The organism is Streptomyces sp. NPDC043996 (assembly GCF_056435225.1).
Genome location: NZ_JBWKEY010000025.1, coordinates 51705 through 75012, shown reverse-complemented (window position 1 = coordinate 75012; position 23308 = coordinate 51705). Strand labels below are relative to the sequence as shown.

General features: G+C 72.8%; 18 protein-coding genes, 1 rRNA gene and 1 pseudogene. 13 read left to right on the top strand and 7 right to left on the bottom strand.

From position 1 onward, the window contains the following. The first annotated feature begins 189 nt into the window (after positions 1–189). The 3 genes and pseudogenes from rrf (at position 190) to AC07A4_RS40665 (ending at position 2504) form a co-directional block, all read left to right on the top strand. Positions 190–306, top strand: a 5S ribosomal RNA gene (rrf, locus tag AC07A4_RS40675). Positions 307–728: 422 nt separating this feature from the next. Continuing rightward, a pseudogene (locus AC07A4_RS40670) lies at positions 729–1190 on the top strand (hypothetical protein); the annotation flags it as partial. Between the two features lie 459 nt (positions 1191–1649). Further along, positions 1650–2504 carry a tetratricopeptide repeat protein gene (locus AC07A4_RS40665; protein ID WP_478609472.1) on the top strand — a complete coding sequence of 285 codons (855 nt, stop codon included), beginning with the start codon at positions 1650–1652 and terminating at the stop codon, positions 2502–2504. A 96-nt stretch (positions 2505–2600) separates the two neighbouring features. On the opposite strand, the gene AC07A4_RS40660 is transcribed toward AC07A4_RS40665, so the two are convergent. Continuing rightward, on the bottom strand, positions 2601–3878 hold the full coding sequence (locus tag AC07A4_RS40660) for a DUF1015 family protein (RefSeq protein ID WP_478609453.1): 1278 nt from the start codon (positions 3876–3878) through the stop codon (positions 2601–2603). Positions 3879–3949: 71 nt separating this feature from the next. On the opposite strand from AC07A4_RS40660, the gene AC07A4_RS40655 reads away from it, so the two are divergent. Further along, entirely contained in the window at positions 3950–5005 is a 1056-nt protein-coding gene (locus AC07A4_RS40655; protein WP_478609451.1) for an HAD hydrolase-like protein, read from the top strand. 195 nt (positions 5006–5200) lie between these two features. Here AC07A4_RS40655 and AC07A4_RS40650 read toward each other — a convergent pair whose 3' ends face one another. Then, positions 5201–6040, bottom strand: coding sequence for a siderophore-interacting protein (locus tag AC07A4_RS40650; protein WP_478609449.1), 840 nt, complete (start codon positions 6038–6040; stop codon positions 5201–5203). Positions 6041–6098: 58 nt separating this feature from the next. Next, on the bottom strand, positions 6099–7124 hold the full coding sequence (locus AC07A4_RS40645; protein WP_478609446.1) for an ABC transporter substrate-binding protein: 1026 nt from the start codon (positions 7122–7124) through the stop codon (positions 6099–6101). Between the two features lie 142 nt (positions 7125–7266). Between AC07A4_RS40645 and AC07A4_RS40640 the strand changes: the two genes are divergently transcribed. The 3 genes from AC07A4_RS40640 to AC07A4_RS40630 all read left to right on the top strand — a co-directional run bounded on the left by AC07A4_RS40640 (position 7267) and on the right by AC07A4_RS40630 (position 10281). Beyond that, on the top strand, positions 7267–8310 hold the full coding sequence (locus tag AC07A4_RS40640; protein WP_478609443.1) for a FecCD family ABC transporter permease: 1044 nt from the start codon (positions 7267–7269) through the stop codon (positions 8308–8310). Further along, complete coding sequence (locus AC07A4_RS40635) at positions 8307–9335, top strand: FecCD family ABC transporter permease (protein ID WP_478609440.1); 1029 nt, start codon at positions 8307–8309, stop codon at positions 9333–9335. The genes AC07A4_RS40640 and AC07A4_RS40635 overlap by 4 nt, the downstream gene beginning before the upstream one ends. Positions 9336–9465: 130 nt before the next feature. Continuing rightward, positions 9466–10281, top strand: coding sequence for an ABC transporter ATP-binding protein (locus AC07A4_RS40630; protein WP_478609438.1), 816 nt, complete (start codon positions 9466–9468; stop codon positions 10279–10281). Here AC07A4_RS40630 and AC07A4_RS40625 read toward each other — a convergent pair. Further along, positions 10265–10612 carry an SCP2 sterol-binding domain-containing protein gene (locus AC07A4_RS40625; protein WP_478609436.1) on the bottom strand — a complete coding sequence of 116 codons (348 nt, stop codon included), beginning with the start codon at positions 10610–10612 and terminating at the stop codon, positions 10265–10267. The genes AC07A4_RS40630 and AC07A4_RS40625 overlap by 17 nt on opposite strands. 42 nt (positions 10613–10654) lie before the next feature. Here AC07A4_RS40625 and AC07A4_RS40620 point away from each other — a divergent pair, with 42 nt between their 5' ends. From AC07A4_RS40620 to AC07A4_RS40610, 3 genes are read left to right on the top strand one after another with little or no spacing between them, the layout of a single operon-like run. Beyond that, positions 10655–10978, top strand: coding sequence for a hypothetical protein (locus AC07A4_RS40620; protein ID WP_478609434.1), 324 nt, complete (start codon positions 10655–10657; stop codon positions 10976–10978). A 7-nt stretch (positions 10979–10985) separates the two neighbouring features. Further along, complete coding sequence (locus AC07A4_RS40615) at positions 10986–11801, top strand: TlyA family RNA methyltransferase (protein ID WP_478609431.1); 816 nt, start codon at positions 10986–10988, stop codon at positions 11799–11801. Then, entirely contained in the window at positions 11798–12703 is a 906-nt protein-coding gene (locus AC07A4_RS40610) for an NAD kinase (protein WP_478609429.1), read from the top strand. Before AC07A4_RS40615 ends, AC07A4_RS40610 begins: the two co-directional genes overlap by 4 nt. Positions 12704–12725: 22 nt before the next feature. Here the strand turns inward: AC07A4_RS40610 and AC07A4_RS40605 are convergent, their stop codons facing one another. After that, entirely contained in the window at positions 12726–14078 is a 1353-nt protein-coding gene (locus tag AC07A4_RS40605; protein WP_478609427.1) for an FtsX-like permease family protein, read from the bottom strand. A gap of 188 nt (positions 14079–14266) precedes the next feature. Between AC07A4_RS40605 and recN the strand changes: the two genes are divergently transcribed. Next, entirely contained in the window at positions 14267–16003 is a 1737-nt protein-coding gene (recN, locus tag AC07A4_RS40600) for a DNA repair protein RecN (RefSeq protein ID WP_478609425.1), read from the top strand. Positions 16004–16379: 376 nt separating this feature from the next. Then, positions 16380–17519, top strand: coding sequence for a glycosyltransferase family 4 protein (locus tag AC07A4_RS40595; RefSeq protein WP_478609422.1), 1140 nt, complete (start codon positions 16380–16382; stop codon positions 17517–17519). Positions 17520–17562: 43 nt separating this feature from the next. Here AC07A4_RS40595 and AC07A4_RS40590 read toward each other — a convergent pair whose 3' ends face one another. Continuing rightward, a complete protein-coding gene (locus tag AC07A4_RS40590) occupies positions 17563–19239 on the bottom strand; it encodes a PucR family transcriptional regulator (protein ID WP_478609419.1) in 1677 nt (558 codons plus the stop codon). Between the two features lie 100 nt (positions 19240–19339). Then, the gene (locus AC07A4_RS40585; RefSeq protein WP_478609469.1) at positions 19340–21151 is read right to left on the bottom strand and encodes a glycoside hydrolase family 15 protein; all 1812 of its coding nucleotides are present in this window, start codon (positions 21149–21151) and stop codon (positions 19340–19342) included. A 510-nt stretch (positions 21152–21661) separates the two neighbouring features. Between AC07A4_RS40585 and AC07A4_RS40580 the strand changes: the two genes are divergently transcribed. After that, positions 21662–23299 (top strand): CTP synthase, encoded by a 1638-nt coding sequence (locus tag AC07A4_RS40580; RefSeq protein WP_478609416.1) that lies wholly within the window; start codon positions 21662–21664, stop codon positions 23297–23299. Positions 23300–23308 lie beyond the last annotated feature (9 nt).

Below are 23308 nucleotides of genomic sequence, written 5' to 3'. Positions count from 1 at the left end.
AAGCCTGGTAACGGGTGGAGTTGACTGGTACTAATAGGCCGAGGGCTTGTCCTCAGTTGCTCGCGTTCACTGTGTTGGTTCTGAAACCACGAACAGCCGTGTCGGCTGAACAGTCACTATTTAACTAAAAAGTGTGCTTGTTCGCTGCCCTGTTTGAGGTCCCGCTTCGCGGCGGGAAATTCAAAGGGTTTCGGTGGTCATAGCGTGAGGGAAACGCCCGGTTACATTCCGAACCCGGAAGCTAAGCCTTTCAGCGCCGATGGTACTGCAGGGGGGACCCTGTGGGAGAGTAGGACGCCGCCGAACAATTATTGGAGGACCCTTGGTCCCAGCGTTCACGCTGGGACCAAGGGTCCTTTTTGTTTTGCCGAAGAGCGCAGACCACGCGACTGCGTCAGACTGACTGCGGTACCGAAGACTAGGAGTCACCGATGGCCACCAACTCTCCCGACGAGCGACCGGAGCGCGAGCAGCGCCGCCGGGACGGTGGCGACCGGGGCGGCTACCGCAGCGGGCCCCGCCGGGACAACGACAGTGGGCCGCGTCGTGACAACGACCGTGGTTTCCGTCGTGATGGCGACCGGCCTGGCTTCCGTCGTGATGACCGTCGTGATGACCGTCGTGACGATCGCCGTGATGACCGTCGTGATGGTGACCGTCCCGGCTTCCGTCGTGACGACCGCGACCGTGGAGACCGTGGTGGTTTCCGGCGCGATGACCGCCGGGACGACCGTCGCGATGACCGGCGTGATGACCGCGACCGCGGGGATCGTGGTGGCTTCCGTCGCGATGACAACCGTGGCGGTGGCGGTTTCCGTAGCCGTGATGACCGTGATCGTGGCGACCGTGGTGGCTTCCGTCGTGACGATCGTCGTGATGATCGGGATCGTGGGGACCGTGGCGGGTTCCGGCGTGATGGCGACCGGCCTGGCTTCCGGCGTGATGACCGCCGTGATGACCGCCGGGATGACCGTGACCGTGGGGATCGCGGTGGTTTCCGTCGCGATGACCGCCGTGATGATCGGGACCGTGGTGATCGTGGTGGGTTCCGCCGTGACGGTGACCGGCCTGGCTTCCGCCGTGACGACCGCCGGGATGACCGGCGTGATGACCGTGGTGGGTTCCGTCGTGATGACCGGCGTGACGATCGCCGTGATGACCGTCGTGATGGTGACCGTCCCGGCTTCCGTCGTGATGACCGCGACCGTGGAGACCGTGGTGGTTTCCGGCGCGATGACCGTCGTGATGATCGGGACCGTGGTGGGTTCCGGCGTGATGGCGACCGGCCCGGGTTTCGGCGCGATGACCGCCGTGACGACCGTCGGGATGACCGGCGTGATGACCGTGACCGTGGTGAGCGTGGTGGGTTCCGTCGCGATGACCGCCGTGACGACCGGGACCGTGGTGACCGTGGTGGGTTCCGCCGCGACGATCGCCGGGATGACCGGCGCGACGACCGCGACCGTGGTGAGCGCGGTGGGTTCCGTCGCGACCGGGACGACAGCCGTGACCGCGGTGGCTTCCGCGGGCATGGAGGGCCCCGGCGTGACGACAGCCGGGGGCGCCCCGGTGGCTTCCGGGGACGCGATGACCGCGGTGGCTTCCGGAACGACGACCGCGACCGCGGTGACCGCGAGCCCATCAAGCGGCTGCCGATCCCGGAGGACGTCACCGGCGACGAGATCGACAAGGACGTACGGCAGGAGCTCCAGAGCCTGCCGAAGGGCCTCGCTGAGGACGTCGCCAAGAACCTGGTGATGGTCGCGCGGCTCATCGACGAGGACCCCGAGCAGGCCTACGGCTACGCCAAGGTGGCCCTGCGGCTCGCCTCGCGCGTCGCCGCCGTACGCGAGGCGGCAGGCTTCGTCGCGTACGCGAACCAGAAGTACAGCGAGGCGCTCGCTGAGTTCCGGACCGCGCGGCGCATGAGCGGTGGCGTGGAGCTGTGGCCCGTCATGGCTGACTGCGAGCGGGGTCTCGGGCGGCCCGAGAAGGCCCTCGAGATGGCCGGAGCGCCCGAGGTGCACAAGCTCGACAAGGCCGGACAGGTCGAGATGCGGCTCGTGGCCGCCGGTGCCCGCCGTGACATGGGGCAGCTGGACGCCGCGATCGTCACGCTGCAGAGCCCCGAGCTCGCGTCCAACTCCGTGCAGCCCTGGACCGCGCGGCTGCGGTACGCGTATGCCGACGCCCTGCTGGCGGCCGGGCGCGAGGGCGAGGCGCGGGAGTGGTTCGCCAAGGCCATCGAGTCCGACAAGGACGGCAGCACCGACGCGTCCGACCGGCTCGCGGAGCTGGACGGTGTCGAGTTCGTCGACGCTCTCCAGGAAGACGCCGTCGACGATGCCACTGAGGTCGTCACTGAGGCCGTCACCGAGGTCGACGATGAGGCCGAGGCCGGTGCCGGTGCCGAGGTTGGTTCCGGGGCTGAGGGTGAGTCCGCCGCCGCTGCTGACGCTGATGTCGATGTCGACGAGCGTTCGCAGGAGCGTCGTGAGGACTGATCTGGTCTGGCGCTAGCGCGACGTGAACACTGAGGGGCGGGCCTTCCTAGGAAGGCCCGCCCCTCGGGCGTATGGGTGTGACGGGTTCAGGCTGGTTCAGAACGCCAGGTCGCGCAGGACCAGGCCCGTCGCGGGCTTCGGGCCGAACGACGTCGACTTGCGGGGCATCGTGACGCCCTGGCGGGCCAGGTCGCGTACCACCTCTTCGCGGACCGGATGCATCAGGACCGCCGTGCCGCCCTCCCGCTCGGCCTTCTCGACCGTGGCCTCCGTGTGGTGGATGTACGCGATGTGCTCCGGGGCGTCCGGGATGTGCCAGAGATGGTCGAGGAGTGTGGCGTGCAGGACCGTGGCGTCGAGGGCGCGCCAGGCCTCCGGGCGGCCGTTCGGCACCGTACGGGCGATGAGGTCCGGGGACGGGCGGTCGACGAGGTGGTACGAGCCGTCGCCCGCGAGGAGGAACGCGTTGCCCTCCTCCGCCGCCTCGGCCAGGGCGTCGAGGGCCTGGGCGAGCGGGCACTCCAGGGTGCGCACCCGGAAGGAGCCGTCCAGGGCCGCGAGGGCGTCGGCGACCGGCAGCCGGTGCAGATAGCGGTGGATGGCGCGGACCCGCAGCGGATAGCGGGCCGTGTCCACGAGCAGGACCAGGCCGAAGTCCCAGGGGCCCGGCGACTCGTGCTCGGAGCGCAGCCGCAGGCAGGTGGCCCAGCGGTGGTGGCCGTCGGCGATGAGGGCCTGGTGGCGGGCGAGATCTGACCGGATCTCGGTGATCTCCGCCGGATCGGTCACCGCCCACAGACGGTGGCTGAAGCCGTCCTCCGTGGTCGTGGAGAGCAGCGGCTTGTGACGCGCGGCACGCTCTATGGCGGCGGCGGTGCCGTTGGTGGCGGAGTCGCCACGGTAGGTCAGCAGCAGCGGTTCGAGGTTGGCGGCCGTGGCGCGCATCAGGGACGCGCGGTCGTCGATCACGTGCGGCATGACGTCCTCGTGCGGCAGGACGACGCCCGCCGACGGCTCCGACAGGCGCAGGGCGCCGATGATGCCGCGCTGGAGGATGTCGCCGTCGCGCTGCTCGTACACGTACAGGCTGGGCAGCGGATCCGGGGCGAGGGTGCCCTCGCTGAGCCAGTCGTGCAGGGTGTCCGCGGCCTGCCGGTCCCGGGCGGACTGCGTGGTCGCCTGCGGCAGGATGAGACGGACGATGTTGTGCGGGTCGGAGGACTCCAATTCGAGGAGGCCGTCGGGCCGTACGACCACGTCGTACGGGGGTGAGGTCACGGCGGCGAGGCTGCCGACCCGCTGGGGGTCGTAGCGCACGCCCCGGAACGGGATCAGGTCGAGGCCTGGGCTGTCCGTGTGACCCGCTGTGTTCATTAGGGCATCGTATGTGTGTCAGTGGCATACGCGATGATCGGGGGAGTGGATCGATCGAGGAGCGATACGTAATGAGCCAGACCGGCGGTCAGAGCGTCAGGACCCGGCCCGCGGGAAGCGCACGGGCGCTGAGCGAGGCCTACGACACCGCGCTGCTCGACCTGGACGGGGTGGTGTACGCGGGCGGGCACGCGATCGCGCACGCCGTCGAGTCGCTGGAAACGGCCCGCTCGGGCGGGATGCGGCTTGCTTACGTGACGAACAACGCGCTGCGGACGCCGGACGCGGTGGCGGCACACCTGACCGAGCTCGGCATTCCGACCGACGCGCCGGAGGTGATCACCTCGGCGCAGGCCGTCGCCCGCCTCATGAGCGAGCAACTGCCCCCGGGGGCACGGGTGTTGGTGATCGGTGGCGAGGGGCTCAGGGTCGCTCTGCGTGAGCGCGGCCTGGAGCCGGTCGAGTCCGCGGACGACTCGCCGGCTGCGGTCGTGCAGGGGTACGGCGGGCCGGGTCTGCCGTGGGGACGCTTCGCCGAGGCCTGCTACGCGATCGCGCGCGGGGTGCCCTGGTTCGCCTCCAACACGGACCTGACCATTCCCAGCGCGCGGGGCATCGCGCCCGGCAACGGCGCGGCCGTCGAGGTCGTACGGATCGCGACGGGGGCCGAGCCCCAGGTGGCGGGCAAGCCGCTGCCCCCGATGCACCGGGAGACGATCCTGCGGACCGGTGCGGAGCGGCCGCTGGTGGTGGGGGACCGGCTCGACACGGACATCGAGGGCGCGTTCAACGGGGGTGTGGACTCGCTGCTCGTGCTCACGGGGGTGACGGACGGGGCGGCGCTGCTCGCGGCTCGGCCCGAGCATCGGCCCACGTATGTGGACGCGGATCTGCGGGGGATGCTCACGTCTCAGCCTGAGGTGACGGCTGTTGAGGGTGGGTTCGCTTGTGGGGGGTGGGTTGCCTCTGTGCGGGGGGATGGGCTGGTGCTGGAGGGGGACGAGGAAGGGGATGGGGAAGGGGTGGTGGATGGGTTGCGGGCGTTGTGTGCGGTGGCCTGGGCGGCCGGGGGGAGTGGAGTGTGTGGGCTTGATGGGGGGAAGGCGTTGGCTCGGCTGGGGTTGTAGGGCGGGTGGGGGTTTGAGGTGGGATAGTCCCCGAACCCGCCCCTTCCCGAGACCAGGGGCTGCCGCCCCTGGACCCCGCCTATCGGCCTTCGGCCTCGTCCTCAAACGCCGGACGGGCTGAACAGCATTGGCGCTCGGCGCCTCGTCCTCAAACGCCGGACGGGCTGAACGGCATTGGCGCTCCGCGCCTCGTCCTCAAGCGCCGGACGGGCTTGATGCCACTGGCTCTGCCAGGAGTTGGTCTTCCGTGGTCCCCTTGCGCCAGTAGCCCGTGAACTTGATGCGGGTGCGGTCGATGGTGCGGTCGTTGACCAGGTGGCGGCGCAGGGACCTGACCGTCGTGGACTCGCCCGCGATCCAGGCGTAGGGCGTGCCGGGCGGGAAGGGCGTGGCGCCGATCGCCTTCAGGGTGGCGCCCTCGCCGGTGAGCCAGGTGATGTCCGCGTCCGCCTTGGTGGACAGCTCCTGGCGGTCGGCCGGATCGTGGAGCTCCAGCCAGGCCAGGACCCGGGTGCCGGGGGCGAGCGCGTCGAGGATGCCCGCCACGGCGGGCAGCGCCGACTCGTCGCCGGTCAGGAGGATCCAGTCGGTGTCAGCGGGCGGGCGGAAGTCGTACGCCGCGTTCTCCTCCTCGACGGGCGCGAGGACGCCGACGCGGGAACCGGGGCGCGCGGTGTGGGCCCAGCGGGACGCCGGGCCCTCGCTCGTCGCCGTACCCGCCTCGTGCACGGCGAAGTCGACGATCAACTCGTGTGGGTCGCGGCGCAGTTCGCGGATGGTGTACGTGCGCATGATGCCGCGTACGGCCGGGTCGAGGGCGCGCCAGGCGGCGTACCAGTCGGCGGCGGTGGTGTCCGGCATGACCGGCGCGTCCTGGCCCGGCTGGGGCAGGAACACCTTGAAGCGCTGGTCCCTGCCGCCCGAGGCCATGCGCGCGAGGCCACAGCCGCCGAAGGCCACGCGGACCATGGACGGGGTGAGGCGCTCGGTGCGCAGGACCCGGGCGTCGAAGAACTGGAACGGGGCGTCGGCCATGGGGTGGGCCTCCTCCGGTTCGTTGGGTGGGTGCCGCTGGGTGCCGCTGGGGCGGCCGTCAGCGCTTGAGCTTCTTCGACTTCTCGACGGCCGCCGCCAGCCGCTCCAGGACGGGCGCGTAACCCGCGTAGCTGTAGCGCTCCTCCATGGACCACGGGACGGTCTGGCCCGCCTTGACGGCCGGGAGCTTGTTCCAGGTGGGCTTCTTGGCGAGCTCCTTGGGCGGCAGCGCGCTGGAACGGTTGTCGATCATGATGAGGTCGGCGTGGTACTTATTGGCGTTCTCCCAGCTGAGGAACTCCCAGAAGCCCCACTCGTCGCTCTTCTTTCCCTCGACGAACTCGACGCCGAGGTCCTTGAAATAGTTGAGGTCGCAGTACGAGTCCGGGACGGCGACGTACATCTGGTCGTCGTCGCCCGTCATCGCCATGACCTTCAGGCCGCCGTTGGCCTTCGCCGCCTCGCGCAGGGTCCGTTCGGCCTTGTCGAAGCGGGCCTTGGCGGCGCGTGCCTTCGCCGACTCCAGGTCGCCGCCGAGGGCCTTGGCGAGGTCGGTGTAGCGCTTCAGCGGCTCCAGGAGGGAGACGCGGGCGCCGTTGATGCCGATGGTCGGCGCGAGCGCGGCGATCTTCTTGCTGCTCTCGTCGGGGACGAACCACAGCGCGGGCGGCGGGAACATGTTGCTGATCAGCAGGTCCGGCTTGAGGGCCGCGTACTTCTCGATGTTGAACTGGCCCCACGCCGAGCCCAGGCTCGTGAGCTTGGCGACGTCCAGGTCGCCCGCCTGCGGGTTGGGCTTGCCGCCGACCGGCTCGGAGGGGCCGAAGACGCCGGTGCACTCGACGCCGTAGTCGTGCAGGGCCGCGGCGGTGCTGATGAACGCCACGATGGTCTTGGGGGCCGCGTCGGCCTTCACGACCTTGCCCCGGTCGTCCTTGAAGCTCCAGGCCTTGCCGGAGCCGCCCGACGACGAGCCGCCGCCGTCGCCGTCGTCGCCGCAGGCCGTGAGGAGGCCGCCGAGGCCGAGGGCCGCGCCCGCGGTGAGCAGGCCGCGGCGGGAGAGGGGGTGCTGGCGTGCGCGCATCAGGCGACCTTCTTCGCTGTCCAGAGGGTGTGGCGTGCGAGCCCTGAGGGGCGGAGGAGTGGCCTGGGCATGCGGGAGCGCCTCTCGTCGGGTCGTCGAGCCAGAGGAGGGAGTGAATGGGAGGGTAGGCTAACCTAACCTCGTGTTGGTCGACAGTCCCCCCGAACCGCGCGCGGAAGCCGCTCCCGCGCCGCCCAACCGCCGCCTGATACGTGGCCTCGGGCTAGTTCTCGCCACCGTGCTGCTGCTCGCGGTGGTGTTCGCGAGCATCGCCGTCGGTGCCAAGCCGCTGTCCATGGGGCAGGTCTGGCACGGGCTGTTCGAGGACACGGGGAGGTACGCCGACGTGGTCGTCGGCGAGCGCCTCTCGCGCACCCTGCTCGGGGTCCTCGCGGGCATCGCGCTCGGCCTGTCCGGCGCCGTCCTGCAGGCCCTGACCCGCAATCCGCTGGCCGACCCCGGCCTCCTCGGGATCAACATGGGCGCCTCGGCCGCCGTCGTCACCGCCATCAGCTTCTTCGGCGTCACCTCGCTCACCGGCTATGTGTGGTTCGCCTTCGCGGGCGCGGCGATCGTCGGCGCCCTCGTCTATCTCCTCGGCGGCACCCGCAACGCCACGCCCGTGCGGCTCGCGCTCGCCGGTACGGCGCTGAGCGCGGCGCTCACCGGCTATCTCCAGGCCGTGATGGTCACGGACAACGCCGCGCTCGACAAGATGCGCTTCTGGACGGTCGGTTCGCTGGCCTCGGCCAAGATGGACACCATCGAGCAGGTCGCGCCCTTCCTCGCCGTCGGCACCGTCCTCGCGCTCGGCCTCGCCCGGCCGCTGAACGCCCTGGCCATGGGCGACGACACCGCCCGCGCCCTCGGCGCCCATCTGACGCGCACCCGCGCCCTGTCGATGGCCGCCGCGACCCTGCTGTGCGGGGCCGCGACCGCCGCCTGCGGGCCCATCATGTTCGTCGGCCTGATGGTGCCGCACGTCGTGCGCTCCCTCACCGGACCCGACCTGCGCTGGATCCTGCCGTACTCCGCGATCCTCTCGCCCGTCCTGCTGCTCGGCGCCGACGTGCTCGGCCGGATCGTCTCGCGCCCGGCCGAGCTCCAGGTCGGCGTCGTCACCGCGGCCATCGGCGCCCCGGTCTTCATCTTCCTGGTACGACGGCAGAGGATGGCCCAGCTGTGAAGGCGATACGCACCCGGGCCGGGCTCTCGGTCCGCCTCGACGTCCGCACGGCCGCAGTCGTGGTGGCGCTCGTGGCCGCGGCCCTCGTCGGCAGCGTCGTACTGATCGGCACCGGCGACTTCCCCATCCCCGCCGCCGACGTCGTCCGCACCCTGTTCGGGCAGGGGGACGCCGGGCAGGACTTCATCATCAACGAGCTGCGGCTGCCGCGGGTCCTCGTCGGGCTGCTCGTGGGCGCGACCCTCGGGCTCGGCGGCGCGCTGTTCCAGTCCCTCTCCCGCAACCCGCTGGGCAGCCCGGACGTGCTCGGCCTCGGCCAGGGCGCGACCGCGGGCGCGCTCGTGGTGATCGTCGTCTTCTCGGGCGGCGCGAGCCAGGTCGCGGCGGGCGCGCTGATCGGCGGCCTGGTCACCGGCGCCGCCATGTATCTGCTCGCCTGGAAGCGCGGCGTGCACGGCTACCGCTTCGTCCTCGTCGGCATCGGCATGAACGCCTTCGCCGTCGCCCTGAACGGCTATCTGCTCACCAAGGCCGACTTCGTCGACGCGGCGCGCGCCGTCGTCTGGATGACCGGCTCGCTCAACGGCCGCGACTGGGACCAGGTGTGGCCGCTGTTCTGGCTGTGCCTCCTGCTGCTGCCGATCGTCGTCGCGCACGCCCGTCCGCTGCGGATGCTGGAGATGGGCGACGACGTCGCGTACGCGCTCGGGGTGCCCGTCGAACGCACCCGCGTCGCCCTGATGGGCTGCGCCGTGCTGCTCACCGCCGCCGCGACCGCCGCCGCCGGGCCCGTCAGCTTCGTCGCGCTGACCGCGCCGCAGCTCGCCCGCCGCCTGACCCGCTCCCCGGGCCCCAACCTGCTGCCCTCGATGTGCATGGGCGCCACCCTGCTGATCGTCTCCGACTGGGCCTCGCAGCGGGCGTTCGGCGCCGACCAGCTGCCCGTCGGCGTCGTCACCGGCGTCCTCGGCGGCGTCTATCTGCTGTGGCTCCTCGTCACCGAGCGCAAGGCGGGGCGGATATGACGCCGCGCGCCGCCTCCCGAGCGTCCCGCGCCTCCCGAGTGCCCCGCGACTCCCGGGCGCATCGCGCCACCCGTGCCTCCCGCGCGCCCCACGCAACTCCCGTACCACCCCACGACCAGGAGCGTGCCCTGTGAACCGGCTCATCGCCGACGACGTGACTCTCGGCTACGACCAGCGCGTCATCGCGGAGAAGCTCTCCGTGGAGATCCCGGACAACTCCTTCACGGTGATCGTCGGCCCCAACGCCTGCGGCAAGTCCACGCTCCTGCGCGCCCTGTCGCGGATGCTGAAGCCCTCGGCGGGGCGGGTGCTCCTGGACGGCGACGTCATCCACTCGATGCCCGCGAAGAAGGTCGCGCGCACGCTCGGACTGCTCCCGCAGTCGTCCATCGCGCCCGACGGCATCACCGTCGGCGACCTCGTGGCCCGCGGCCGCTACCCCCACCAGGGCCTCCTGCGGCAGTGGTCGGGCGACGACGAGCGGATCGTGCGCGAGTCGATGGAGTCCACCGGCGTCGCCGAACTCACCGACCGGTACGTCGACGAGCTCTCCGGCGGCCAGCGCCAGCGCGTGTGGATCGCGATGGCGCTCGCACAGCAGACACCGCTGCTCCTGCTCGACGAGCCCACCACGTACCTCGACATCCAGCACCAGATCGACGTCCTCGACCTGTGCGCCGAACTCCACGAGGAACAGGGCCGCACCCTCGTCGCCGTCCTGCACGACCTCAACCACGCCGCCCGCTACGCCACGCACCTGATCGCGCTGCGCGACGGCGAGGTCGTCGCCGAGGGCACGCCGTCCGACATCGTCACGGCGGACCTCGTGGAAGAGACCTTCGGCCTGCGGTGCCAGGTCATCGACGACCCGGAGACGGGTACGCCGCTGGTGGTGCCCGCGGCGCGGCGCGCACGCAAGACCGTCCCGGCTACAGCAGCTTCCTGAGCCGCAGCAGGTCCCGGAAGCCCGCCTCGATCCGGACGCGGCCCGCCGCCCACGCCCGGGCGAAGTCGAGGCGCCCCGACACCAGCGCCACCAGGTCCTCGCCCGTGAGGGCGAGCCGGATCTGGGCCCGCTCGCGCGGCGGTCCCTGGTGCTGCCCGGACACCACGATCCGGCCGTTGTGCAGCCGGCCGGTGAACGTGACGTCCAGGTCCTTGAGGTGACAGCTCAGGGAGCGGTCGAGCGCCGCCGCCGCGCGGACGTCGCCGTCGGCGCCCGCGAGGCCGGCCGAAAGCCCGTCGAGCGCGTCGCGGCACTGCGCCAAGGTCACCATCGTGATCGACCGTACCGCAGGGCTTCGAGGTAGCGTCGTGCCATGAGCGACTCGACGCCGGGCCCGGAGCCCGAGGTCACCGAGGTGGAACCGCCCGTGCCGCCGCCGTCCGACACCGGCGCGGAGGCCCCTGAGGAGCCCGCCGCGCCCGCCCCCCTGGGGCTGGCGCGCACCGCCACCGGCGACGCCGACGTGGACGCGTCGCTCGACCGGCTCGGCGACGCCGACCACCTCGCCACCGACGGCCACATCGAGGTGTACGAGGATGTGCACCGGGGCCTGCGCTCCGCGCTGACCGCGCTGGACGCACCTCCCGGGCCGCCCGCTCCCGCGGGCGCTCCGCACGCTTTTGACGACAGGAGCTGAACCGAACGTGGCAGGAGTGGCACGCCGCCGCCTCGACGCCGAACTGGTGCGCCGGAAGCTCGCGCGCTCACGCGAGCACGCCAGCCAGCTGATCGCCGCCGGTCGCGTCACCGTGGGCAAGACCGTCGCGACCAAGGCCGCGACCCAGGTGGAGACGGCCGCCGCGATCGTCGTCGCCCAGGACGACGGCGACCCCGACTACGTCTCGCGTGGCGGCCATAAGCTCGCGGGCGCCCTGAAGGCCTTCGTGCCGGAGGGCCTCGTCGTGGAGGGCCGCCGCGCCCTCGACGCCGGCGCCTCCACCGGCGGCTTCACCGATGTGCTGCTGCGCGCGGGCGCCGCGCACGTCGTCGCCGTCGACGTCGGCTACGGCCAGCTCGCCTGGTCCCTCCAGAGCGACGACCGGGTCACCGTCAAGGACCGTACGAACGTACGCGAGTTGACGCTCGAGCTCATCGACGGCGTCCCCGTCGACCTGGTCGTGGGGGACCTCTCCTTCATTCCGCTCGGGCTCGTGCTGCCCGCCCTCGCGCGCTGCGCGGCCCCCGAAGCGGACCTCGTCCTGATGGTCAAGCCGCAGTTCGAGGTCGGCAAGGAGCGGCTCGGCAGCGGCGGCGTGGTCCGCTCGCCGGAGCTGCGGGCCGAGATGGTGCGCACCGTGGCGCGACAGGCGCAGGAGCTCGGCCTCGGGGTGCGCGGGGTGACGGCGAGCCCGCTGCCCGGCCCTTCCGGCAACGTCGAGTACTTTCTGTGGCTGCGCGCCGGGGCGCCGGAACTCGACCCGGCGGACGTCGACCGTGCCGTGGCGGAGGGGCCCCGTTGAGTCAGACCCGAGCTCGTACTGTTTTTCTCCTCGCTCACACCGGAAGGCCCGCGGCCATCCGCAGCGCCGAACTCGTCGTGCAGGGGCTGCTGCGCAGCGGCCTCGGCGTGCGGGTCCTGGAGGCGGAGGCGGCGGACCTGCCGCTGCCCGACGAGGTGGAGCTCGTCAAGGAGGCGACCCCCGCCTGCCTGGACGCCTGCGAACTGCTCATCGTCCTCGGCGGGGACGGGACGCTGCTGCGCGGCGCCGAGTTCGCCCGCGCCTCCGGGGTGCCGATGCTCGGGGTGAACCTCGGCCGCGTCGGCTTCCTCGCCGAGGCCGAGCGCGATGACCTGGACAAGGTCGTCGACCGCGTCGTCACCAAGGCCTACGAGGTCGAGGAGCGCATGACCGTCGACGTCGTCGTGCACAGCAACGGCGATGTCGTGCACCGCGACTGGGCCCTCAACGAGGCCGCCGTGCAGAAGATGTCGGCCGAGCGGATGCTCGAGGTCGTCCTGGAGATCGACGGGCGCCCGGTCACCGGCTTCGGCTGCGACGGCATCGTGTGCGCCACCCCCACCGGCTCGACCGCGTATGCCTTCTCGGCGGGCGGGCCCGTGGTGTGGCCCGAGGTGGAGGCGCTCCTGATGGTGCCGATCAGCGCCCACGCCCTGTTCGCCAAGCCCCTGGTGACCTCGCCGGACTCCGTGCTCGCCGTCGAGGTGCAGCCGCACACGCCGCACGGGGTGCTGTGGTGCGATGGGCGGCGCACCGTCGAACTGCCCGCCGGGGCGCGGGTGGAGGTGCGCCGGGGGGCCGTGCCCGTGCGGCTCGCGCGGCTGCACCACGCGTCGTTCACGGACCGCCTCGTCGCGAAGTTCGCCCTGCCGGTGTCGGGATGGCGGGGGGCGCCGCACTGACGCTCCGCCGCGCGTCCGCGGATCAGGTGCCGCTCACCACCGCTATCGCGCGGCGCCGCAGCACCGACGCGACCGGCAGGCCGGTGGCGGCCAGGGTCAGCAGCAGCGTGCCCGCCGCTATCCCCGCCGCCACCGGCCCCGGCAGATACGGCACCGCCGAGCCGAACGCCGTGCTCAGCATGGGCGCGAGCGTCGCGAGGGCGATCACGCCGCCGACGAACAGCGCCGTCCCGGCGACCACCACGGCCTCCCACGCCGCCATGGCCCGCACCTGGCGGCGCTGGGAGCCGACGACGCGCAGCAGCGCCAGGTCGCGGCGGCGCTCGAAGGAGATCATGGCCAGGGTGTTCGCCGAGGCGATCGCGGCGAAGCCCGCGTACAGCGACGTGCCCATGTAGTCCATCCAGACCTCGCCCGTGTCGCCGGAGGAACCGGTGTGGCGCTGAGCGGTCGTGTGCATGGCGACCTTGGTGAGGCCGAAGCCGACGACCAGGAGCAGCGGCACCACCGCCGCCGAGAAGCGCCGGGGCTGGGAGCGGACGTTCAGCATGGCGAGACGGGCCGATGAGCCGCCGACGCGGCCGACCACGGCCGACACCAGCCAGGCGGCGGGCCCGATGATGCGGGGGCCGAGCAGGCCCGCGCCCACGCAGAACAGGATCAGGACGAGGAACGCCCCCTCGCCCGCCTCGTCCGCGGGCTGCCGCGAAAGCAGGACGGACACGGTGACCGCACCGGCGATGGCCAGTACTCCGAGGGGAGCCCGCAGCCGCCCGAGCCCCTTCCGGCCCGCCGCCGCCTCGTCCAGCGCGCGGGCGGGCCTGAGCAGGGAGAACCGCAGCGCGGACAGCACGGCGGCGAGCGCGGACGTCACCACCGCGACCCCCACGCACACGGGCAGCGCCAGCCAGCTGAAGCGGAAGCCCACCTCGGCGGGGACCAGACCGTGGTCCACCATCCCCGTGAACCACACCCGGGCCAGCACCCCGCCGAGGACGAAGCCGACGAGGGAGGCGGGGACCGACGCGGCCAGGGCCTGTCGGGCCACCGCGCGGCGGACCTGCCGGGGCCGGGCCCCGAGGGAACGCACCAGGGCCAGCTCGCGGTGCTGCTGCACGACGGCCGTGCCCATCGTCGACGCGACCACGAATATCGACATGTAGACCGAACCGATCAGGAGCACCGTCGCCATGTCGCCCACGCCGTTCTCCGTCAGGCGGGCGCGGGCCGTGGCTGAGAGGCCGTCCGTGCTCGTCGTGCGGAGCACCATCGTCGCCGCGCTGACGACCGTGGCCGCGAACAGCGCCGCGACCGCCGTGCCGATGAAAGCGGGGCGGTGCGCCCGCAGCGCCGCCCGTGCCAGTCCTGTACTCATGACGACCATCGTCGGGTGCTGGGCACCCCGCCCACCATGAAGATCGCCCCAGAGTCTTGTGGGGGATAACCCCACTCCCGTGGGTGACAGGCGGCACTCGGGCAGCACGTGTTACCTGCGGCTTCACAGAACGCCTACGAGCTGACGCCAGGGCACGTCGCACACCGGAGCCCCGACCTCGTAAGGTCATGTCCGTGTTGGAGGAGATGCGCATACGGTCGCTCGGAGTCATCGACGACGCCGTCGTCGAGCTGTCGCCGGGCTTCACCGCCGTGACCGGCGAGACCGGCGCGGGCAAGACGATGGTCGTCACGAGCCTCGGCCTGCTGCTCGGCGGGCGCGCCGACCCCGCCCTGGTGCGGATCGGCGCCAAGTCGGCGGTCGTGGAGGGGCGCCTCGCCGTGCCCGACGGCGCCTCGGCGGCCCTGCGCGCGGAGGAGGCCGGGGCCGAGCTCGACGACGGGGTGCTGCTGATCAGCCGTACCGTGTCCGCCGAAGGCCGCTCCCGGGCGCACCTCGGCGGCCGCTCCGTGCCCGTCGGGCTGCTGTCCGAACTCGCCGACGACCTCGTCGCCGTGCACGGCCAGAGCGACCAGCAGGGCCTGCTGAAGCCCGCCCGGCAGCGCGGCGCCCTCGACCGGTACGCGGGCGACGCCGTTGCCGTACCGCTGGACAAGTACACGGCGGCCTACCGCAGGCTGCGGGCCGTCAGCGCGGAGCTCGACGAGATCACCACGCGCGCGCGGGAGCGCGCCCAGGAAGCCGACATGCTGCGCTACGGCCTCGACGAGGTCGCGGCCGTCGAGCCGCGCACCGGCGAGGACGCCGAACTCTCCGCCGAGGCCGAGCGCCTGGGCCACGCCGAGGCCCTGGCGTCCGCCGCCACCGCCGCGCACGCGGCGCTCGCGGGCAACCCCGAGGACCCCGAGGGCGTGGACGCCTCCACCCTCGTCGCGGGCGCCCACCGGGCCCTGGAGACCGTGCGCTCCCACGACCCCGCGCTCGCCGCCCTCACCGACCGCATCGGCGAGATCGGCATCCTGCTGGCCGACGTGGCGGGCGAACTCGCCGGGTACGCCGACGACCTCGACGCCGACCCGCTGCGCCTGGCCGCCGTCGAGGAGCGGCGCGCCGCGCTCACCCAGCTGACGCGGAAGTACGGCGAGGACGTCGGCGCGGTGCTCGCCTGGGCCGAGGCCGGGGCGGCCCGGCTCGCCGAACTGGAGGGCGACGACGACCGCCTCGGCGAGCTCACCGCCGAGCGGGACGCGCTGCGCACCGAACTGGCCGCCCTCGCGCGCGAGCTGACCGAGGCCCGGGTGGAGGCCGCCGCCCGGTTCGCGGCCGCCGTCACCGAGGAGCTGGCCTCGCTCGCCATGCCCCACGCGCGCGTGAGCATCGACGTACGGCAGACCGACGACCCCGACGGCGTGGAGATCGACGGGCGCACCGTCGCCTGCGGCCCCGCCGGGGTCGACGAGGTCGAACTGCTGCTCGCCCCCCACCCCGGAGCGCCGCCCCGGCCCATCGCCAAGGGCGCTTCCGGCGGTGAGCTGTCGCGCGTGATGCTCGCCGTCGAGGTCGTCTTCGCCGGTACGAATCCCGTGCCGACGTATCTCTTCGACGAGGTCGACGCCGGTGTCGGCGGCAAGGCCGCCGTCGAGATCGGGCGGCGGCTCGCCAAGCTCGCCAAGTCCGCGCAGGTGGTCGTGGTCACCCATCTGCCGCAGGTGGCCGCGTTCGCGGACCGGCAGCTGCTGGTGGAGAAGACGCACGACGGGTCCGTGACGCGGTCCGGGGTGCAGGTCCTCGAAGGGGAGGAGCGGGTGCGGGAGCTCTCGCGGATGCTCGCGGGCCAGGAGGACTCCGAGACGGCGCGGGCCCACGCCGAGGAGCTCCTCGCGGCGGCCCGGGCGGACGGCTGAGGCCCGGGCGCCCTCGTGGGGCGCCCCGGGCCCGCCCTCGGTCCCGGTCCTGGGCTCCGCCCGCGCGCCCGCGCCGAGGCGCTGACCACTTCCGGCCACGCCGAAGCGTGCCGAAGACTTCCGGCCACGGGGGCGGAGTTGCGAAGATGCGGGGGTCGGCGGGGCCGTGCGCGGCTCGTGATCATCCGTGTGAGTGATCCCGTACGCGGAGTTGTCCGGCTCGATCCGGAAGGAGGCTTTTCGGACGTGCCGGAACGGTCGTGCGGACTGGCATCCTGGGCGCGGCGACGGGCGGGCGACCGCCCGCCCGAACCGTCGGCGCCCACCCAACACGTCGGCGCGCCGCCCGCCGACCCGACCCAGGAGCCCCGGCCGCGTGAGCCACGTGAGCAGCCCCGTACCGCAGGGCCAGACGCCGCTGCACACCGTGCAAGTCCTGGGCGGCGGCAGCGCGGGAAGCAGCGCGCACGTCCGGTCCCTGGCCACGGGGCTCGCCGCGAGAGGCGTGCGCGTCACCGTGTGCGCCCCCGCCGAGGCCGACCAGGTGTACGACTTCACGGGCAGCGGCGCCGAGCACCTGGCGGTGCCCCGCCGCAGTGACCCGGCGTCCGTGGCCGCGCTCCGGGCGGCCTGCGCGGACGCCGACCTGGTGCACGCGCACGGCCTGCACGCCGCGCTCCGCGCCGCCCTCGCCCTGACCGGGCGCCGGGTCCCGCTGGTCGTCACCTGGCACACCCGCGCCCATGCCTCCGGCGCCCGCGCACAGGTCCTGCGGCTGCTTGAGCGGCGCGTCGCCAAGGCCGCGACGGTGGTCCTCGGCACCTCGTCCGACCTGGTCGACCGCGCCCGCACCCGGGGCGCCCGCGACGCCCGGCTCGCCCCCGTCGCCCTCCCCGCGCCCCGCCGCGCCGACGCCCAGGACCGCGAGCACGAACTGCCCCGCCACAAGATCCGCGCGGAACTGGGAGCCGTGGACCGCCCGTTGCTGCTCGCCGTCGGCGCCCTCGAAGCGCACCGGGGCTATGACGTCCTGCTTGACGCCGCGCACGCCTGGAGCCGTCTCGACCCGGTGCCGCTACTCGTCGTGGCGGGGGAGGGCACCCTGCGGTCCGCGCTGCAGGCCCGGATCGACGCCGAGTGCCTGCCCGTGCGTCTGGCGGGGCGGCGCGACGACGTCCCCGAACTGCTCGCCGCGGCCGACCTCGCGCTGCTGCCGAGCAGCTGGGAGTCGCGCTCCCTGCTGGCCCAGGAGGCCCTCCACGCGCGCGTGCCGCTCGTCGCGACGGCCGTGGGCGGCATCCCCGAGCTGGTCGGCGACGCCGCCGAACTCGTCCCCTACGGAGACGCCGGGGCCCTCGCCGACGCCGTCGTCCGGCTGCTGACCGACGAGGCGCGCCGCGCCGAGCTGAAGGGCCGGGGCGCGGCCCAGGCGGCCACCTGGCCCACCGAGGACGAGACGGTCGCCCAAGTCCTGAGCGTGTACGACGAGTTGACCCAGCCCCTGGCCTCCTACTAGCCCGGGCCGCCGTCGGCCGCCCGCGCTGGCCCGGAGCGCCCCGCTAGCCCAGCCCCTGCCCCGGCAGAGGCGCCCCGGACGGCACGTGCCGGCGGGCCCGCAGGGCCAGGCTCAGGGCCAGGACCGTCTGCGGGTCGTCGAGGTCCGTGCCGAGCAGCTCGCCGATGCGGGCCAGGCGGTTGTAGAGGGTCTGGCGGTTCAGATGGAGCTCGCGGGCCGTCTCCGCCTTGCGGCCCGCGTGCGCCAGATACGTCTCCAGGGTGGGCAGCAGCGGAGGACGCGAGCGCTGGTCGTGGGCGCGCAGCGGGCCGATCGCGCGGTCCACGAAGGCCGCGAGGGCCGTGTTGTCATGGCTGTGCAGCCGCCACAGGAGCAGGTCGATGTCCAGGCGCCGGGCGTCGTACCAGGGCCGCTCCGGCAGGCCGTGCGCCGCCGTCGCCGTCTCGGCCGCGTGCCGAAGGCCGGCCGATGCCGCCGCCCAGCCGCCCGCGACCCCCACGACCACGACCGGGGGCGGCGCGTCCGCCCGCCGCATGCCCGCGCGCTCGACCCCGGCCCGCAGCGCCCCGGCGACCCGGTCGGCGACGGTCGCGCGGTCCGTCTCCGCGCGCAGCCCGAGCAGGAGCGGAACCCTCCCCTCCACGGGGCGCACACCGAGCAGGACCGGCACGCCCACCGCCGCGAGCTCCTCCCCGACGGCCCGCGCGAGCACCGCCCAGCCGCTGCCGGAGTGCGGCCCCGCCGTGGCGTCGGCCAGGCGCATCACGACCGGCAGGAGCGGGCTGCGGCCCGGCTTGAAACCGAGCACCCGGGCCTGCGCGGGCGCGTCGTCGGCGGTGACGCGGCCCTCGGCCAGGTCGGTCAGGAAGTCGCCGCGGCCGCGCGCGGCGAGCTCCTCCTCCTGGCGCGCCTGCATCAGGACCACCGCGAGGCTGCTCGCGGCCCGCTCGGCCGCGATCCGGTGGACGGGCGCCGGCGCTGACTCCACCGCGAGCAGCACGAGGCGGGCGCGCACCGAGCCCGCGCCGGGGCCGCCGCCGGGCACGTCCACGAGGACGGCGTTCGCGGGCGGCTCGTCCCGGTCGGCCTGCCGCCCGCGCAGCCCCTCCCACACCTGGAGCGGGTCCGCGCAGGCGCCGCCCGCCCCGGCCGCGTACAGGAGCTGGCCGTCGGCGGTCTCCAGGAACACCGGGTTCCCGCTGAACTCGGCGAGCACGGACAGGACCTGGGGGACGCCACCGCCGCCGAGCAGCGCCCGGGTGCAGCGCGCGTGCACCTCGTCGGCGCGGCGAAGGAGTGCGTAGTGTCCGTTGACGATCTCCGTGTGCACCTCTTCGGTGACCGTCACGAAGGGCACCTCGCGGTGCAGCTGGACCAGGGGGAGGCCCGCGGCGCGCGCCGTGTCGACGAGCGCGGCGGGCAGCCGCGCGAACCGCGGCCCGAGCTCGACGACCAGCGCGGCGATGCCGCGCTCGGCGAGGTCGCGGACGAAGGCGCGCTGGTCGGCGGGGCGGGTGCCGAGGCCGAGGCCGGTGGTCAGCAGGAGCTCGCCGCCCTTGAGGAGCGAGGCGATGTTCGGCACCTCGCCCGCGTGCACCCAGCGCACCGTCCGCTGCAGCCGGTCGGCGCCCGCGACGACCTCGGGGAGGCCGCCGCGCAGACCGGGAAGCTCCAGTGCCCGCTGTACGGTGATGCCGCCCTGAGTGTCCTGACTGTCCATGGGCGGACCGTACCTGACCTGGGGCGGGGCCGGACCCCGCGCCCGGGGGCGCGGGCGGCGGTGTCCTGGCGGCCGGGACTTCGCGCCTAGTGAGGGCCCGTTACCCGCCGTAAGCCCCCGAGGCCGTGAGGCGCAGGGCGGTGTCGATGAGCGGCACATGGCTGAACGCCTGCGGGAAGTTGCCCACTTGGCGCTGCAGGCGCGGGTCCCACTCCTCGGCGAGCAGCCCCAGGTCGTTGCGCAGGGCGAGCAGGCGCTCGAAGAGCTTGCGGGCCTCGTCCACCCGGCCGATCATCGCCAGGTCGTCGGCCAGCCAGAACGAGCAGGCGAGGAACGCGCCCTCGTCGCCCTCCAGGCCGTCCACGCCCGCGTCGTCACCGGCGGTCGGGTAGCGCAGGATGAAGCCGTCCGGTGTGGACAGCTCGCGCTGGATGGCCTCGATGGTGCCGATGACGCGCTTGTCGTCGGGCGGCAGGAAGCCCATCTGCGGGATGAGCAGGAGCGAGGCGTCGAGTTCCTTGGAGCCGTACGACTGCGTGAAGGTGTTGCGCTCTTTGTCGTAGCCCTTCTCGCAGACGTCGCGGTGGATGTCGTCGCGCAGCTCGCGCCAGCGCTCGAGGGGGCCGTCCGCGTCGCCGGACTCGATGAGCTTGATGGTGCGGTCGACGGCCACCCAGGCCATCACCTTGGAGTGGACGAAGTGGCGGCGCGGCCCGCGCACCTCCCAGATGCCCTCGTCGGGCAGGTCCCAGTGCGTCTCCAGATAGCGGATCAGCTTCAGCTGGAGCAGCGCCGCGTAGTCGTTGCGGGCCAGGCCGGTCATGTGGGCCAGGTGCAGGGCCTCGGTGACCTCGCCGTACACATCGAGCTGGAGCTGGTGCGCCGCGCCGTTGCCGACCCGGACCGGGCCCGAGTTCTCATAGCCCGGCAGCCAGTCGAGCTCGGCCTCGCCGAGCTCGCGCTCGCCCGCGATGCCGTACATGATCTGGAGGTTCTCCGGGTCGCCCGCGACGGCCCGCAGGAGCCACTCGCGCCAGGCGCGGGCCTCCTCGCGGTAGCCGGTGCGAAGGAGCGAGGAGAGCGTGATGGCGGCGTCGCGCAGCCAGGTGAAGCGGTAGTCCCAGTTGCGGGAGCCGCCGATGTCCTCGGGCAGCGAGGTGGTGGGGGCGGCGACGATGCCGCCGGTGGGCGCGTACGTCAGCGCCTTGAGCGTGATCAGGGAGCGGACCACGGCCTCGCGGTAGGGCCCGTGGTACGTGCACTGGGCCACCCAGTCGCGCCAGAACTCCTCGGTCGCCGCGAGCGCCGCCTCCGGCTCGGGGAGCGCGGGCGGCTGCTTGTGGGAGGGCTGCCAGGAGAGGGTGAAGGCGATGCGGTCGCCGGGGGCGACCGTGAAGTCCGAGTACGTCGTCAGGTCCTTGCCGAAGGTCTCGGCGGTGGTGTCGAGCCACACCGAGTCGGGACCGGCGACGGCCACCGTGCGCCCGTCGACCTTGTGCACCCACGGCACCACGCGGCCGTAGCTGAAGCGCATCCGCAGGGCCGAGCGCATCGGCACCCGGCCGGTGACGCCCTCCACGACGCGCACCAGCTGCGGGGCGTCGCTGTCCCGCGGCGGCATGAAGTCGATGACCCGGACGGTGCCGCGCGGGGTGTCCCACTCCGACTCCAGGACCAGCGAGTCCCCGCGGTAGGTGCGGCGGGTCGCGGCGGCGGGCGCCGCGCCCGGGCTGTGCGCCGGGCCGAGCCGCCAGAAGCCGTGCTCCTCGGTGCCGAGCAGGCCGGCGAAGACGGCATGGGAGTCGAAGCGGGGCAGACACAGCCAGTCGACCGTGCCGTCCCTGCAGACCAGCGCCGCGGTCTGCATGTCTCCGATCAGTGCGTAATCCTCGATGCGCCCGGCCACGTGCATCCCCATTCAAACGGCCACGTTCGCCCGCTCACGGGGCGCTCGTTCTACGGTCAAGGGTTCGCTGAAAAAACGAACTGCCGGGCCCGTGTGTTTCCGGTGGTCTCCAGAAAAGCCGACGGGGGATGGTTCCGCCCGCGTGCGCGGCTCGGCAGCAAGTGTCCGAGCAACATACATCGGCCCCCAGGGAATCTGCCCCCTCGTCCAGCCAACCTGACTACGCCGAACGTGTTGCGCGCCGCGCTCGTGCCCGCGCGGTGAAGAACCCGCCCCGCACGCGTGCGCGCGTGGTGAAGATCGTGTACGCGACGTGAAAGCGCGTGTCAAGACGCGGCCGGGAGCAACCCAGTCTTGACGCTGATACCCTGGTAGCCCGTGAGCCGGTGGTCATCGAACCCCCGAACCGCAGCGACGGCATCTCCCTCCAAGCAGGACTCCGCAGGACTTCCCGCACGGAGCGGACAGCCGGTACGCACTTGTCAGACCGCGACGCACGGGAGCCCCCTCTTGGCCATGCCACCCACCAAGCACATCTTCGTCACCGGGGGCGTCGCCTCCTCGCTCGGCAAGGGCCTCACGGCCTCGAGCCTGGGTGCGCTCCTCAAGGCCCGGGGCCTTCGGGTCACGATGCAGAAGCTCGACCCGTATCTGAACGTGGACCCGGGCACGATGAACCCCTTCCAGCACGGCGAGGTGTTCGTCACCAACGACGGCGCCGAGACCGACCTGGACATCGGGCACTACGAGCGCTTCCTCGACGTCGACCTCGACGGCTCGGCCAACGTCACCACCGGCCAGGTCTACTCGCAGGTCATCGCCAAGGAGCGGCGCGGAGAGTACCTGGGCGACACCGTCCAGGTCATCCCGCACATCACCAACGAGATCAAGCACCGCATCCGCCGCATGGCGACCGACGACGTCGACGTCGTCATCACCGAGGTCGGCGGCACGGTCGGCGACATCGAGTCGCTGCCGTTCCTGGAGACCGTGCGCCAGGTCCGCCACGAGGTCGGCCGCGACAACGTCTTCGTCGTGCACATCTCGCTGCTGCCCTACATCGGCCCCTCCGGCGAGCTGAAGACCAAGCCGACCCAGCACTCGGTCGCCGCCCTGCGCAACATCGGCATCCAGCCCGACGCGATCGTGCTGCGCGCCGACCGCGAGGTCCCCACCGCCATCAAGCGCAAGATCTCGCTGATGTGCGACGTCGACGAGGCCGCCGTGGTGGCCGCGATCGACGCCAAGTCGATCTACGACATCCCGAAGGTCCTGCACACCGAGGGCCTGGACGCCTACGTCGTGCGCAAGCTCGACCTGCCGTTCCGCGACGTGGACTGGACGACCTGGGACGACCTGCTCGACCGCGTCCACAACCCCGAGCACGAGGTCACCGTCGCGCTCGTCGGCAAGTACATCGACCTGCCCGACGCCTATCTGTCGATCACCGAGGCCATGCGCGCCGGCGGCTTCGCCAACAAGGCCCGCGTCAAGGTCAAGTGGGTCACCTCCGACGACTGCAAGACCCCGGCGGGCGCCAAGAAGCAGCTCGGCGACGTCGACGCGATCCTGATCCCGGGCGGCTTCGGCGACCGCGGCGTGGCCGGCAAGGTCGGCGCGATCCAGTACGCCCGCGAGAACAAGGTGCCGCTGCTCGGCATCTGCCTGGGCCTGCAGTGCATCGTGATCGAGGCCGCCCGCAACCTCGCGGACATCCCCGACGCCAACTCCACCGAGTTCGACGCCGCCACCGGCCACCCGGTGATCTCCACCATGGCCGAGCAGCTCGACATCGTCGCGGGCGAGGGCGACATGGGCGGAACGATGCGCCTTGGCATGTATCCGGCCAAGCTCGCCGAGGGCTCCCTCGTGCGCGAGGTGTACGACGGCAAGGAGTACGTCGAGGAGCGCCACCGCCACCGCTACGAGGTGAACAACGCCTACCGCGCCGAGCTGGAGAAGAAGGCGGGCATCCAGTTCTCCGGCGTCTCGCCCGACGGCAAGCTCGTCGAGTACGTCGAGTACCCGCGCGAGGTCCACCCCTACCTGGTCGCCACCCAGGCCCACCCGGAGCTGCGCTCGCGCCCGACGCGGCCGCACCCGCTGTTCGCGGGCCTGGTCAAGGCCGCTGTGAAGCGCAAGACGGGCAAGTAACACAAGAGC